At 68.8% G+C, this 13,875-nt stretch carries 15 protein-coding genes; 6 read left to right on the top strand and 9 right to left on the bottom strand.

The window, feature by feature from the left end; genetic code table 11:
* Positions 1 to 48: 48 nt before the first annotated feature.
* The 3 genes from BJ988_RS28005 to BJ988_RS28015 all read right to left on the bottom strand — a co-directional run bounded on the left by BJ988_RS28005 (position 49) and on the right by BJ988_RS28015 (position 2,597).
* Complete coding sequence (locus BJ988_RS28005) at positions 49 to 1,452, bottom strand: glycoside hydrolase family 28 protein (RefSeq protein ID WP_179661077.1); 1,404 nt, start codon at positions 1,450 to 1,452, stop codon at positions 49 to 51.
* Positions 1,453 to 1,623: 171 nt separating this feature from the next.
* Positions 1,624 to 2,019 (bottom strand): superoxide dismutase, Ni, encoded by a 396-nt coding sequence (sodN, locus tag BJ988_RS28010; protein WP_179661078.1) that lies wholly within the window; start codon positions 2,017 to 2,019, stop codon positions 1,624 to 1,626.
* Between the two features lie 47 nt (positions 2,020 to 2,066).
* Entirely contained in the window at positions 2,067 to 2,597 is a 531-nt protein-coding gene (locus tag BJ988_RS28015; protein WP_179661079.1) for a flavin reductase, read from the bottom strand.
* 308 nt (positions 2,598 to 2,905) lie between these two features.
* On the opposite strand from BJ988_RS28015, the gene BJ988_RS28020 reads away from it, so the two are divergent.
* The 5 genes from BJ988_RS28020 (at position 2,906) to BJ988_RS28040 (ending at position 7,639) form a co-directional block, all read left to right on the top strand.
* Positions 2,906 to 3,916 (top strand): TerC/Alx family metal homeostasis membrane protein, encoded by a 1,011-nt coding sequence (locus tag BJ988_RS28020; protein ID WP_179661080.1) that lies wholly within the window; start codon positions 2,906 to 2,908, stop codon positions 3,914 to 3,916.
* 114 nt (positions 3,917 to 4,030) lie between these two features.
* Complete coding sequence (locus tag BJ988_RS28025) at positions 4,031 to 5,197, top strand: sensor histidine kinase (protein WP_179661081.1); 1,167 nt, start codon at positions 4,031 to 4,033, stop codon at positions 5,195 to 5,197.
* A gap of 13 nt (positions 5,198 to 5,210) precedes the next feature.
* Entirely contained in the window at positions 5,211 to 5,888 is a 678-nt protein-coding gene (locus BJ988_RS28030; RefSeq protein WP_179661082.1) for a response regulator, read from the top strand.
* Between the two features lie 108 nt (positions 5,889 to 5,996).
* A complete protein-coding gene (locus tag BJ988_RS28035; protein ID WP_246321595.1) occupies positions 5,997 to 6,593 on the top strand; it encodes a DUF2867 domain-containing protein in 597 nt (198 codons plus the stop codon).
* Between the two features lie 23 nt (positions 6,594 to 6,616).
* On the top strand, positions 6,617 to 7,639 hold the full coding sequence (locus tag BJ988_RS28040; RefSeq protein WP_179661084.1) for a hypothetical protein: 1,023 nt from the start codon (positions 6,617 to 6,619) through the stop codon (positions 7,637 to 7,639).
* A gap of 53 nt (positions 7,640 to 7,692) precedes the next feature.
* Here BJ988_RS28040 and BJ988_RS28045 read toward each other — a convergent pair whose 3' ends face one another.
* The 6 genes from BJ988_RS28045 to BJ988_RS28070 are packed head-to-tail and all read right to left on the bottom strand — an operon-like array spanning position 7,693 to position 12,195.
* The gene (locus BJ988_RS28045; protein WP_179661085.1) at positions 7,693 to 8,019 is read right to left on the bottom strand and encodes a putative quinol monooxygenase; all 327 of its coding nucleotides are present in this window, start codon (positions 8,017 to 8,019) and stop codon (positions 7,693 to 7,695) included.
* A 28-nt stretch (positions 8,020 to 8,047) separates the two neighbouring features.
* Positions 8,048 to 8,842 (bottom strand): acetoin reductase, encoded by a 795-nt coding sequence (locus BJ988_RS28050; protein WP_179661086.1) that lies wholly within the window; start codon positions 8,840 to 8,842, stop codon positions 8,048 to 8,050.
* 28 nt (positions 8,843 to 8,870) lie between these two features.
* Positions 8,871 to 9,350, bottom strand: coding sequence for a DUF1097 domain-containing protein (locus tag BJ988_RS28055; protein ID WP_179661087.1), 480 nt, complete (start codon positions 9,348 to 9,350; stop codon positions 8,871 to 8,873).
* A 10-nt stretch (positions 9,351 to 9,360) separates the two neighbouring features.
* A complete protein-coding gene (locus tag BJ988_RS28060; RefSeq protein ID WP_246321596.1) occupies positions 9,361 to 10,395 on the bottom strand; it encodes an NAD(P)-dependent alcohol dehydrogenase in 1,035 nt (344 codons plus the stop codon).
* Positions 10,392 to 11,150, bottom strand: coding sequence for an iron-sulfur cluster assembly protein (locus BJ988_RS28065; protein WP_179661088.1), 759 nt, complete (start codon positions 11,148 to 11,150; stop codon positions 10,392 to 10,394). The genes BJ988_RS28060 and BJ988_RS28065 overlap by 4 nt, the downstream gene beginning before the upstream one ends.
* Position 11,151: 1 nt before the next feature.
* Positions 11,152 to 12,195, bottom strand: a complete 1,044-nt coding sequence (locus BJ988_RS28070) for an amidohydrolase family protein (protein WP_179661089.1) — start codon at positions 12,193 to 12,195, stop codon at positions 11,152 to 11,154.
* Between the two features lie 152 nt (positions 12,196 to 12,347).
* Between BJ988_RS28070 and BJ988_RS28075 the strand changes: the two genes are divergently transcribed.
* On the top strand, positions 12,348 to 13,820 hold the full coding sequence (locus tag BJ988_RS28075; protein WP_179661090.1) for an AAA-type ATPase lid domain-containing protein: 1,473 nt from the start codon (positions 12,348 to 12,350) through the stop codon (positions 13,818 to 13,820).
* Positions 13,821 to 13,875 lie beyond the last annotated feature (55 nt).

Genomic DNA, 13,875 nt, shown 5'->3' on the forward strand with positions numbered 1-13,875 from the left:
GCGAGATCCTCGCAGGAGTCGCGCGACGGGCGGGGCCGGGGGACCGGGTCAGGACACCCAGTCGAGCTTTCCGTCGATGTGCTGGTCTCCGAAGCGGACGTCGTCGAAGCGCAGACCCTCGACGTTCTCCAGGACCATCGGTGTCTCGACCTCGTCGATCGTGACGTTGCGAAGGGTGACGTCGCTCAGCGGCGCGTCGGCGGGCCCGTGGATGTCGAGCCCGGTCTTGGCCGAGGCGACGGTGATGTCGGAGAAGACGATGTCGCGGTAGACCGGCGGGTAGTCGCCGCCCAGCTCGCCGGGGTAGTCGAGCTGGAACCAGATGAACGTCTCGAAGCTGCCGACCTCCATGTTGCTGACCCGGATCTTCTCGACCGTGCCGCCGCGGTCCAGGTTGCCCTTGAACCGGATCGCCGAGGCCCCGTCGCGCAGCACGTTGTCGGTGAAGTAGACACCCTTGATGCCACCCGACATCTCGCTGCCCAGGGCGATGCCGTCCTCGCCACCCATGTCGTTGCGGCGGATCACCACGTTCTCGCTGGGCCGGGCGATCGTGCGGCCGTCGAGGTCACGGCCCGACTTCACGACGACCGAGTCGTCGCCGGTGCGAAAGCGGTTCTCCTCGATCAGCACGTTGGTGCTGGAGTCGACGTCGATCCCGTCGTTGTTGGCGCGGTGACTGTCGACGTTCAGCCCTCGTACGGTGGCCTCGTCGGTGTAGACGAGGTGGTTGATCCAGAACGGCGAGTTGGTGACGGTGTAGTCCTCCAGCAGCACCCGCTCGGCGCCGAAGAACTGGATGGCGCTGGGCCGCAGGAAGGTGCCCTTCCCGAAGACGCGCTCCTCGACGGGGACGCCATCGAAGCCCATCTGCCGCAACCGAAGCTGGTCAGGCTTCTCTTTTGCCTTCCAGGCGTGGAACTCGGAGTCCTCGTTGCCGTCGATGGTGCCCGATCCGGTGATGGCGACGTCGTGCACGTCCTTGGCGTAGATCAGCGGGGAGTAGCCGTCCAGCTCGGTGCCCTCCCAGCGCGTACGCACCACCGGCAGGTAGTCGTCCGTGTCGGTGCCGAAGAGCAGGGTCGCTCCGTCGGAGACGTGGAGGTCGATGTTGCTCGCCAGGTGCACCGGTCCCTCGGACAGCCACGTGCCCTCAGGAAGTACGACGCGGCCGCCGCCGTCAGCGGATGCCTTCTCGATCGCTGCCTTGATCGCCGGCAGTGCGTCGGTCGCACCGTCGCCCACGGCACCGAAGTCGGTGATCTCGTAGTCGCGGTCGGGGATCGCCGGCTCGTCGATGCGGTCGACGATCCTCTCGATCGCCGCGGCGTCCGGGCCTCGCGCGGGTCGGTCGATCGGCTGGTCGGCGGTGGCGGGCATGGCCGCGGTGAGCGATCCGACGAGACCGAGGGCGAGCAGTAGGGGTGTGGTGCGCTTTCGAAGATGACGCATGCGTGCTCCTCAACGTTCGACGGCGGCCGAGGCCGCCGCGCGGGGGAAGTGGCACTTGTCACACTAGTGACGTACTTGTCATACGTCTATGCCATTGACGGGTGGAACAAGGAAAGAAGCCAGGTCCCGGCTGGCGCCGGAACCTGGCTTCTCGCAAGAAGGTGTTGTGCCTCAGGCCTTCTTGGTCGCCCAGAAGATTTCAGCGATCTCGTCGATCTTGGCGAGGAGCTTGTCGGCTACCTCGAGGTCGAGGGTGCCCTTGGTGCCGGAGGCGCCGGCGAGCTTGGTGGCCTCGTTGACGAGGGTGTGGAGCTGGGGGTACTTCTCGAAGTGCGGGGGCTTGAAGTAGTCGGTCCACAGCACCCACAGGTGGTGCTTGACGAGCTCGGAGCGCTGTTCCTTGATGAGCACGGCGCGGGTGCGGAAGTCGGGGTCGTCGCTGTCCAGGGCCTTGGCGATGACTGCCTTGACGGACTCGGCCTCGATGCGGGCCTGGGCGGGGTCGTAGACGCCGCAGGGCAGGTCGCAGTGGGCCGAGACCTCGATGGTGGGAGCGAAGAGTCGCATGTTGGTTCCTCTCGGTGGTGATGTGGAAAGACCGTCGATGCCGACGATCAGGAAGCCTTCTCCGGCAGGATGCGTCCGAGCGGGAGGGGGCTGACGGCAGGGCCGAGCGACCAGTAGCGCCGGTCGTGGTGCAGGAGCGGCTCGGCGGTCTCGCCGAGCTCGATCGCGTCGACCTCGAGCAGCACGAGCCAGGCCTCGCCGGCGGGGATGACGCGGGCGATCCGTCCGTAGAAGCTCGCCGCTGCCCCGTCCAGGATCGGCGGCTCCCCTTGGGGGAGCGTCCAGCGTTGAGCGACGGTGAACCGAGGCGCGGTCCGGTCGGCGAACGCTGCAGCGACTTGGGCTTGGGACTCGGTCAGGACGTGAACCGCGATGCGGTCGCTCCCGGTGAGCGCCGGCCCGGAGCGGCCCGACCGCGAGACCGAGAACGACAGCATCGGCGGGTTCGCGCTCACTGAGGCCACGCTCGATACCGTCGCCCCGACGGGACCCGTCTCGGTCGAGGCGGCCACGACGGCCACGCCGGTCGGGTAACGGCGGAATCCGGCCTTGAACTGGTCGGTGAGTGTGTCGCTCACACCCCCTCCTCTCTCTTTTGGTGCGACGCTAAGACATCAAGTCCGGTTGAGGTCCAGCCATCCACGGTGTGATCGACGACTCACCTCGCCGTCCGTGCCTGAGAGCATGTGGAGTGCTTGGAGCACTGCTTGTTAGATTGGTAACGCACTCGTTATACAACTAGGTCGGGGTGTTGCCGTAGCCGACTCCAGCGCCGTCGCCGATGCCGTCGACGGATGCTGCGGTCTGTTACGACTTCGAAGGTTTGGCGTTGGTCGCCTAATCTTCCCCAAGGAACGCTCTGCCTCACGATCTAAGGAGTCCCTTCGTGGACGTCTCACCGCTCATCTGGTGGTTGACCATCGGCATCGCCAGCGCTGTGCTGCTCTTCGACGTACTCGTCATCGGCCGCCGGCCGCACGAGCCCTCCCGTCGGGAGCTGGTCGTCGCGCTGAGCGTCTACATCGGCCTGGCCATCCTGTTCGGCATCGGTGTCTTCGTGTTCTCCGGCCCGAAGTACGGCACGGAGTTCTTCGCGGGCTGGCTGACTGAGTACTCGCTCTCGGTCGACAACCTGTTCATCTTCATCATCATCATGTCGAAGTTCGCGGTGCCACGGCAGTATCAGCAGAAGGCGCTGCTGATCGGCATCATCCTGGCGCTGATCTTCCGCGGCATCTTCATCGCCGTGGGCGCGGCCGCGATCGAGAACTTCAGCTGGGTCTTCTACCTGTTCGGTGCGTTCCTGATCTACACCGCGGTCAAGCTGGCCATGGAGGGAGGCGAGGACGAGGACGAGTACGAGGAGCCCGCCATCGTGAAGTTCCTCGAGCGGCACATCCCGATGACCTCGCAGTGGACCAGCGCCAAGATGTTCATCCAGGAGAACGGCAAGCGGATCGCGACCCCGATGTTCGTGGTCATCTGCGCGCTGGGAGTCACCGACCTGCTGTTCGCGCTCGACTCGATCCCGGCGATCTACGGTCTGACCAAGGAGCCCTACCTGGTCCTGACCGCCAACATCTTCGCGCTGATGGGTCTGCGCCAGCTCTACTTCCTCATCGGTGGTCTGCTCGAGCGCCTGGTCTACCTGTCCTACGGCCTGGCGATCCTGCTCGGCTTCATCGGCCTCAAGCTCGTCTTCCACGCGCTCCACGAGAACGAGCTGTGGTTCATCAACGGTGGCCACCACGTCGAGTGGGCGCCCGAGATCCCGATCTCGGTCTCGCTCAGCGTCATCGTCGGTATCCTGGCGATCACCACCATCCTGAGCCTGCTGAAGTCGCGCAGCATGAGTGCGAAGGAGCGCGACGACGCCACCGGTCCGCGCAACATGTGACACGGCGCAGACAGCATTGCTGAGCTCATCTCGAGCTCACTCTCGAGCTCACCCCGTGGGCCCGCTCCGATCGGAGCGGGCCCACGGTCGTCTTCACCCCACTAGGGTTGGCGCATGACCGTGGCAGCTGCTCCCGGGCCCCGCTGGCTCGGCGACGTCGGACAGGTGGCGCTGGCCGGGGTGCTGGCGCTGACCCTGCTGCCGGTCGGATGGACGTCGGTGACAGAGGGCGACGTCGCCACGGGGTGGGAGATCGCGCTCCTGGTCGCGCTCGTGGCGCTGCACGCCGCTGTGGTCACCGCCCGTCGCCGGCCGCTGGAGTCGTACGTCGCCGGGGCGCTGGCCGAGCTGGTGCTGGTCGCAGCTCCCGATCTGGGTGGGCCGACGGCGGCCGCCGCCGGCAGCGAGTTCGGACCGGTCCTGCTGCCGAGCAGTCTGTGCTTCTTCGTGCTGCTCTACGCGGTGAGCGCGCAGGACCGGCGACCCTGGCCCGGGGTCGCGCTCGGCATCGCGCTGGTGGGCTGTCTGCTGACCGTCGTACGCGTATGGCATTTCGACGGCACCGGCCTGCAGGGGTGGACCTGGTGGCTGATGGTGACCACCGCGACGCTGGCGGCCACGATGGCGGCGTGGGCACTCGGTCGCTTCCGCGCCACTCGGGCCGCCTGGGCCGACCAGGTCGCCGATCGTGCGGCCGGCGAGGAGCGGCAGCGGATCGCGCGCGAGATGCACGACGTCGTCGCCCACTCGCTCGCGGTCGTGGTCAGCCACGCCGAGGCCGGCCGGATGGTCGTCGGGCAGCAGCCGGAGCGGGCGGCGGGGATCCTCGACACCATCGCGAACACCGGCCGGGAGGCGCTGACGGAGATGCGGGGGCTGCTCGGGGTGCTCGGCGGGGAGTCCTCGACGGAGCCACAGCCGGGGCTGGCCGACGTCGGTGATCTCGTCGAGCGGATGCGCGCGGCCGGCCTGAGTGTCCGTCTCGAGGCGGACGAGCCCGGTCAGGTCGCGCCGGCCGTCGGCCTGACCGCCTACCGGGTCGTGCAGGAGGCGCTCACCAACGTCACCCGTCATGCGGGGCCAGGAGCGGCGGCGACGGTGTCGGTGAAACGCACCGGCCGTCATCTCCAGGTCGAGGTCAGCGACGACGGAGTAGGGACGCAGCGCCCACCCGGGCGAGGTCTGCGCGGGATGCGTGAACGGGTGGCCGCGGTCGGCGGGACGCTCGAGGCGGGGCCGAGCAGCGAAGGGTGGCGGGTACGCGCCATGATGCCGCTATGAGCGAGCGACCAGCGTGAGCGAGCCAGGGAGCCCGATCCGGGTGGCGATCGTCGACGACCAGGAGCTGATGCGCTCGGCGCTGCGGATGATGGTCGAGAGCCAGGCCGACCTCGAGCTCGCCGGGGAGGCGGCCGACGGTCATGAGGCGCTCGCCCTGGTGCGTACGAAGCGGGTCGACGTGGTCCTCATGGACCTGCGGATGCCGCGGCTCGACGGGATCCAGGCCACGGCAGCGATCACGAGTGAGAAGCCCGCGACGAAGGTCGTGGCGCTGACGACGTTCGACCTCGACGACTACGCGTTCCCGGCGATCCGGGCCGGCGCCAGCGGCTTCCTGCTCAAGGACGCCCGGGCCGAGGAGATCGTCGAGGCGATCCGCACCGTTCACGCCGGTCATGCCGTCGTGGCGCCGTCGACGACGCGACGCCTGCTCGAGCACGTGGCGACGGGCCCCGCCCCCGACAGCGGCCGCGCCGCCGACATCCGGGCAGCCCTCACGCCCCGCGAGCTCGACATGCTGCTCGAGCTCGCCACCGGCGACAGCAACTCCGAGATCGCCCGCCGCGTCCACCTCTCCGAGGCGACGGTGAAGACGCACGTCGGCCATGTGCTCGCCAAGCTCGGCCTGCGCGACCGGGTGCAGGCGGTCGTGCTGGCCTACGAGACCGGACTGGTCGGCCGGCGTAGCTGAGCCTCATCCCAGAGGCTGAGGTCCCCGCGACCTGAGGGCGACGAGCCGCGGTCGCGCACGGACCAGTGTGGAGACATGACCACACAAGCTGCCACCACACGAGCACCCATGAGGACCAGACCGCTGCCGTCCGGCGTTTACTCCGGCCGGCATTGGCGGATCCACGAGATCACCGAGGACTTCGACCTCGAGGACGTCTGGGCGCTGCCCGTCCAGGGCGGCCCCGACGACCTGCCGCGCTTCGTCACAGCGATGATGGCCGATGACGACCGCGACTTCCCGGCGGCGTACCGCTTCCTCTTCGCGGTCCGCTGGGCGCTCGGCAGGATGCTCGGCACCGACGGCGACGAGCAGGGTCTGGGAGGACGGGTCGCGCCGCTGCGCGATCGTCTGCCCGAAGACCTCAGGAACAGTCCGGCACCCGAGAGCGACACCATCCCGTTCCACGCGCTCTACCTGACGGATCGGGAGTACGCCGCGGAGATCGCAAACCGCACGATGCACGGTGTCCTGCACCTAGGCTGGGTCGAGGACGACAGCGCCCCCGACGGCTACAGCGCGCAGATGAGCGTGCTGGTGCGACCCAACGGGCGGTTCGGCGAGGTCTACATGGCCCTCATCAAGCCCTTCCGCTACGCCATCGTCTATCCGGCCCTGCTGCGCACGGTCGGACAGCGCTGGGACACGGCCAGGAGCGTGGCGTGATGCGATGTATCGAGCCTGTCGAGATGACTGCAATGTTGGAACGTACGGAACGTACGCAGCACCACTCCGTCGTGCTGCGCGCGGCGCCCTGGGTGGCCGGCGCCTGGACACTCGTCTTCGGCGCTCTGGTCGGGCTCGCCCTGCTGGGCAGGGCACCGGACCCGTGGGTCCCCGATGCGGCTTCGCCGCTCGGCGCTCTGAGCGGCACCCAGATGTCGTGGGTGATCGCGGTGCTGGCGCTGCTCGCCCTGGTCGCCGGGGGCGTGGTCGCGAAGGTGCGGACACCGCGTACGACGAGGGCGACAGGATGGCTCCTGATCGTTGTCGGGCTCGTCGTGGCCGTGGTCGTCTCCGACGTCCGCGCGCTGATGTTCCTCGGCTATCTGCCTCAGGTCCTGCTGGCGATGGTCGGGGTCGGTCCGGGCGCCGGACAGCTCGAGTGGGGCCTCTTCGTCGACTCCGGTGTCGCTCTGGCGCATGCTGCCGGCGGGTTGGCCCTGGTCGTCGCCGGCGTCTCGCTGCTCGGGCAGGCCGAGCAGGGCGGGCGTCTGGACTGGGGCCGCTGGGCGCGCTGGGGGCGTCCTGCGGTGGCGGTCGCTGTCGTCGTACCTCTTCTCTACGCCGTGACCCGGATCGCCTGGGCGCTGGACATCCCGCTCGGGATCAGCCGCGGGATGCTGGAGGAGCTCGGCGAGGCGAAGTGGGCCGGCTTCGGGCTCGGCGCCTCCGCCGTGGTCGGGGCGATCCTGACCTGGGGGCTGGTGGCGCGCTGGGGTGAGGTGTTCTGGCGCTGGGTGCCCGGCATCGGGGGCCGTCCGGTCCCGATCGCGATGGCCCTGGTGCCCGGGACCTTGGTCGCCGGGGTGGTGATGTCCGCCGGGATCTCGTTCTGGCGGATGGCGATCACGGACGACCTCTGGCGGGTCCCCGGGGCGACCTCGGATTGGGCCGCCTGGGCGCCGGAGATGCTGTGGCCGCTGTGGGGCGTCGCGCTCGCCGTCGCCTGCCTCGCCTATCTGGGGCGGCGCACCTCGGCGCGTGGTTGACGTCCGGATCCCGCTCGACCTGGACTCACCCAGGTCGAGCGGGATCAGTGGCGTCAGCCGGTGACCGCGAGCTCGCCGAGCTCGGACCACTCCTGTCCCGGGACGTCGGTGTTGACGATCCGCGGTGTCTCGGCGAGATGGCGCGGGAGGTCCGCCTGGGCCTGCTTGAAGTGGGCAGAGGTGACGTGGGCGGCGCCGGCGCCCTCGTCCGCGAAGGCCTCGAGCAGGAAGTACTCGTTCGGGTCGTCGAGGCTGCGGGCCCAGTCGAACCAGAGGTTGCCGGGCTCGGCCCGGGTCGCCTCGGTGAACGGGCCGGAGATGACCGGCCAGTCCTCGGCGTACTCCGGCTTGATCCGGAAGCGGGCGGCGATGAAGATCATGAGCTCTCCTTCATGGATCGGGTGGAAGTCACGAGAACTGGATGCCCCCGTCGATCATCACGGACTGGCCCGTCATGTAGTCGGAGTCCTTGGAGGCCAGGTAGGACACGAACGCGGCCACGTCCTCAGGAACCGACACCCTGCCGAGGTGGATCAGCTCGGAGTGCTTCTCGATGGCCGCGCCCTTGCGCAGACCTTCGTGCTTGGCCAGCTCCTCGTCGATGTGGTCCCACATCGCGGTGCCGACGATGCCCGGACAGTACGCGTTGACGGTGATGTTGTGCTGTGCCCACTCCATCGCCGCGGCCTGGGTGAGCCCGCGGACGGCCCACTTGGAGGCCGAGTAGGGGCCGAGCAGCGCGAAGGGCCGGTACGCCACGATCGACGCGGCGCCGATGATCTTGCCGCCACCGCCCTGCTTGATCATCTGCTTCGCGGCTGCCGTGTAGCAGAGGTAGACACCGCGGAGGTTGATCGACATCAGGTGGTCGAACTCCTCGGGTGTCGTCTCCAGCAACGGCTTCACGTCGGCGATCCCGGCGTTGGCCACTGCGACATCGAGTCGTCCGAGGTCGGCGGCCACCCGGTCCACCATGGTCTGCACCGCGGCCGGATCGGCGACATCAGCCTCGATCGCGGTCGAACGCCTACCCATCGACTCGATCTCTTCTGCCAGGGCCTTGAGCTGGTCGCCGTTGGCACCGATGTCGTTGACTGCGACGTCGAGCCCGTCAGCGGCGAGACGTAGGGCGATGCCTTTGCCGATGCCCTGGGCTGCTCCGGTCACGAGGGCGACACGCGGTGATTCTTGGGTTGTGGACATGATTGCCTCCAATATTTCGGTACGAGTTTCAGGGCTGGGACGCGGGGAGCGGCTGTCCGGATCGGTCGACCGCGGTCTGGATCCGTCGGGCGACGATGTCCGAGAGCCACCCGAGGCAGGCGCCGACCACCAGCGCGATGACCGTGCCGCCGAGGTCGAACGACGTGCCGAAGAGCACCGCGGTGCCGGCGAAGGCTCCGGGGATGAAGGACAGCAGGTCCACGGCCGCCTGCAGGCACAGGATGAACGCGACGACCGTGACCGCCAGGGCGACCGCTCCGGTGAAGGTCGCGTAGGTCAGGACCAGGCTGGCGCCGTATCCCCACAGTGCACCGGCAAGGTTCGCCGCGAGACCCTTGAGGAATCCTTCGCGTCCGCCGCCGGCGGCGAAGTAGCACGCCCAGGCGACGAACCCGACCCAGGTGATGAGCGTGAGCTCGATGCTCACCTGGGTCCAGATGCCGGCGAGCACTCCGACCGAGATGCCGATTCCGAGGAGCTTCTTCATCGTCGGCTCCTCAGGGGACCAGGATCGCGCGGCCGCGGACCCGGCCGGCGTCGAGGTCGGAGATGGCGGTCTGGAAGTCGTCGAGGGCGTACTTCTGGGTGTGCAGCGTGACGGCGCCGCGGGCGGCGAGCGCCATCAGGTCGCACAGGTCGTTGTAGGAGCCGACCAGGTTGCCGACGAAGTTGATCTCGGCCGAGATGATGTCGATGGTCGGCACATCGATGTTCTCGCCGTATCCCACGACGTGGTAGTCGCCCGCCTGGCGGAGCATCCGGACTCCCTCCGCCGTCGCGCCGCCTTCGCCGACAAAGTCGACGAGGACCTCGGCGCCGTGGCCGTCGGTGAGCTCGAGGATCTGGTCGACCTGGGTGCCCTCGGCGACGACGCCGTGGTCGGCGCCGATGTCGAGGGCGAGCTTCACCGCGTCCGGGTTTCGGTCGACCACGATCAGCTCGGCCGGGCTGAGTGCCTTCAGCACCTGGATGCCGATGTGCCCGAGCCCGCCGGCGCCGATGATCACGCACCTGTCGCGCGGGGTCAGCCGCCGGGCGGCCTTCGCCGCCGCGTGGTAGGCGGTCAGTCCGGCGTCGGCAAGGGCGGCCACGTCGGCGGGCTCGAGGGAGTCGTCGATCTTGACCACCGAGCGTGCGGAGGTCTTCAGGTACTCCGCGTAGCCACCGTTGGTGTCGATGCCGGGGAACTGGTTGAGCTCGCAGTGGACGTCGTCCCCTGAGCGGCAGGCACGGCACAGCCCGCACGTGATCAGCGGGTGCAGGATCACCTTGTCGCCCTCGGCGACGTGGGTGACGGCGTCACCCACCGCGTGCACCCAGCCGGCGTTCTCGTGACCGATCGTGTAGGGCAGTGCGACGCCTGACTTCTCCGCCCACTGGCCCTCCAGGATGTGCAGGTCGGTGCGGCACACTCCGGCGCCGCCGATCCTGACGACGACGTCGAACGGGCCGGTCGGCTCGGGTACCGGGACGTCGGCCATCGCCAGCGGTTGGTGGTAGCCGACCACCTGGACGGCTCGCATGGTGCTCATGATGATGCTCCTTCTCGGTGCAGGTCGGTCAGAGGTACGAAGGCGGGCGAGGTGACCTCGTCGCCGTAGCGCGTCGCCAGCAGACCGCGGCAGAAGTGGGCGTTCCCGTCGATCGAGATCCGGGTCGAACGTGCCCGCCGCAGTGCCAGCGGGATGTCGTCGGGTCGCCGGCCGTCGTGGTCGACCAGGACGTACGCCTCCGGCAGGTCGGGCAGACCGAGGACCGCCCGGCGCCGCAGGAGCGCAGCGGTGAACTCGTCGTCGGGGAGGTCCTGGAGCCGAACATCACCCACGGCGTCCGCAGGCAGGTCCGGCTGCCCCCTCAACAGCCGGGTCAGGCAACGCTCGAGCGCAGCCGTGTGTGCCTTGCGGTGGAACGTGGTCCGCAGCTCGTCCAGGGACGACTCGGCCTCGTGGCGGAAGGTGCCGACGTAGCCGGCGTCGGCGGCCAGACCGGCGTTGATCAGGTCTGAGTCGTGGTGGTCGTCCAGCTCGACGACCACGTGGCCGGTCCACGGCAGCGCGGTCAGTGCGTCCTTGGCGTCGCTCGCCATCAGATAGGCGAAGTTGGGCGAGCAGAACGACGTCGGCAGCCTCAGGTGGACCTCGATCTCGACAGGCGCGGTCCCGGAGACGGTCAGCGACCGGACGAAGCCCAGGTCGGTGATGGGCTCGTCGAGCTCGGGGTCGACGACCGAGCCGAGTGCGGCGTACGCCTGGCGCTCGTGGGTGCTCTCGTGGGTCAGCAGCGACATGTCACACCGCCGCGAGGTCGGCGCGCTCGGGCTCCCGGGGACCGGTGGCGGTCTCGTCCGCCTCGGGCAGCCGCAGCTCGGCGGGCACCTCCAGGTCGTACATCTTCGCGGCGTTGAGGCCGAGGATCTTCTTCTTCTGGGTGACCGTCAGCGGGGCGTACTCGGTCATGTCCTCAGGGATCTGGAAGTCGACGAACCGCTCGATCAGCCATCTCGGCGTCCAGATCGCGTAGTCGGAGGAGAACTGGATGCGGTCCTCGCCGATCCAGTAGATGAGCTCCCCGAGGATCTGCGCGAAGTAGCGCGGCCGGGTGTGGATGAACGGCATCGCCACCGCCAGCCCCCCGTGCACGTTGGGCTCCTGGGTGGCGATCCAGCAGAAGTCCTCGAGCCGGGGCAGGCCGACGTGCTCGACGATGAAGTTCAGGTCGGTGAAGTCGCTGGCGACGTGGTCGATGTCGGCGACGTCGAACGCGTCGCGGTCCAACGGCCGGATCGTCGGGCCCTTGTGGATGTGGATGTTGGTGATCCCGAGCTTCCGGCAGGCCTCGAAGTAGCGGTACGCCCAGGGGTCGGTCAGCTTCCAGCCACGCGAGTCTCCGTGCCACTCGGCGGTGTAGAGCTTGACACCCTTGAGCCCGAACCGTTCGGCGTCGGCGTGGAGCTGCTCGAGTCCGGCCTCGCCGTTGCGGGGATCGAAGTGGTGGTTGTACGTCAGCTTGTCCGGGTGCTTCGCGGTCAGCTGTGAGGCTTCATCGGTCTGCCCGAAGCCGTTCGTGTAGAACTCGCCGAGGTGGGCCGGCTGGAAGATCGCGTGGTCGACGTAGCCGACCTCGAACAGGTCGTGCATCAGCCGCTCGCCGCCCTGGTAGAGGTAGTCCTCATAAGGCCAGACCTCTTCCTCGGGGGAGAGGTTGCGGTGATAGTCGTAGAAGCAGTCGATGAACTGCTTGCCGTGGATGTTGCGCTGGTTCTCCGGACGGGCGTCCCAGAGCGCGACGTGGGCGTCGACGATGAAGTACGACTCGTTGTTCTTGGTGTACATCGGGGTCTCCTTCTGTGGCTTCCGTCACAGGACGCTAGGGCCGGGGTGGCGCGCAGATCAGGGGTGCGGCGTCTCAATGTGAGACCTCGACCGTCTCAATCTGAGACGCCGCCCGGCTGCCGCCGACCACCAACGGATGTAACGTCGATCACATGACAGGCCGCCATCCGATCGCGCAGCGCACCGGGGCCGTCGATGCGACGGCGCTGGCGCCTCGTGTCCGAGCGTCATGGCAGCGCAGCCAGGAGTACGGCGTCTCCGTCGAGGAGGTCGACCCGGTCTTCTCCGGGGCCTATGACAAGGAGTCGCTCTTCTTCCAGTGCGGCCAGGAGGTGCTCCACGACCTGCATCGGACCCTCGTCGGAGAACCGGTCAGCCTGATGCTCACCGACCCCGTCGGTCTGGTGCTCAACCGCCTCAGTGGTGACCAGCAGCTGCTCCGCGACCTCGACGCGGTGCACCTGGCGCCGGGGTTCAGCTATGCCGAGCGTGCGGCCGGCACCAACGGGCTCGGCCTCGCGCTGGCCGACCGGACCCCGACCGTGGTCCGGGCCGACGAGCACTACTCGCTCTCGCTGTGCAGCTACACCTGTGCGGCCGCCCCGGTGATCGACCCGATCAGCGGCCGCCTGGAGGGCAGCGTCAATCTGACCACCTGGTCGGAGTCGTCCCACGAGCTCCTGCTGGCCCTGGCCCAGTCGGCCGCGAGCAACACCGCGTCGCTCATGGTCGCGCGTGCCCACGGCAGGTTTCCGCGGCCGGCCCCCCGCGGCGAGGTGTTCCGGGTCGAGGCGCCCCGGCTGGAACCGGGCGCAGGAACCCTCCGTGAGCTCTCCACCGTCTGGCGCGAGGCGCTGGGCAAGGTACGCGACGCGCTCGCCGTCGGCCGGCGGGTTGCTGTGGTCGGAGAGCCGGGGGTAGGGCGTACGACCCTGGTCGCGCAGGCCTTCCGCGACCTGCGGCCGCGTGACCGGATCCTGGCGGCGTCCGCCCCGAATCCGGCCGACGCCGAAGCCTGGCTGTCGCTGTGGACGCCGGAGCTCGCCAAGCAGGACACCGCGGTGGTCGTACGCGACGTGAACATGCTCCCGGCCTGGGTGGCCGAGCGGCTGCATGCTCTCCTGGTCGAGGCCGCGCCCGGGGCGGTCGCCGGAGTGCCGTTCGCGGTGACCGCCGACACCTTCGAGGGCGTCCCCGCGGCCCTGACAGATCTCGTCGACACGGTGGTCGAGGTGCCGCCGCTGCGGGAGCGGCCGGAGGACGTGCTTCCGCTGGCGCAACGGGTCGGCCTGCGGGTGCGGGGCAGGGAGATCGCGCTGACCCCGGCCGCGGAGCGGGCGCTGCACGACCATGGCTGGCCGGGCAACGTCACCGAGCTCGTCCATGTCGTCCAGCGGGCCGTGAGCGCCGGAGACCAGGTCGACCTGCGCCACCTTCCCGCTGACGTCCTCTCCGACACCAGACGCCCGCTGTCCCGCATCGACGCCTTCGAGCGCGGTGAGATCGTCCGCGTCCTGACCCGTCCGGGGATCACCATGCAGGAAGCGGCCGCGGAGCTCGGGATGTCGCGCGCCACCGTCTACCGCAAGGTGCAGCAGTACGGGATCCGGCTCCGACCGAGCTAGCGGTTGCGAGTCGAACTCTTGGCCACGCCGAGGAAAACTCTCGGGTGAGATCGGG

Origin of the sequence: Nocardioides panzhihuensis (assembly GCF_013408335.1) — a bacterium.
Taxonomy (GTDB): domain Bacteria; phylum Actinomycetota; class Actinomycetes; order Propionibacteriales; family Nocardioidaceae; genus Nocardioides; species Nocardioides panzhihuensis.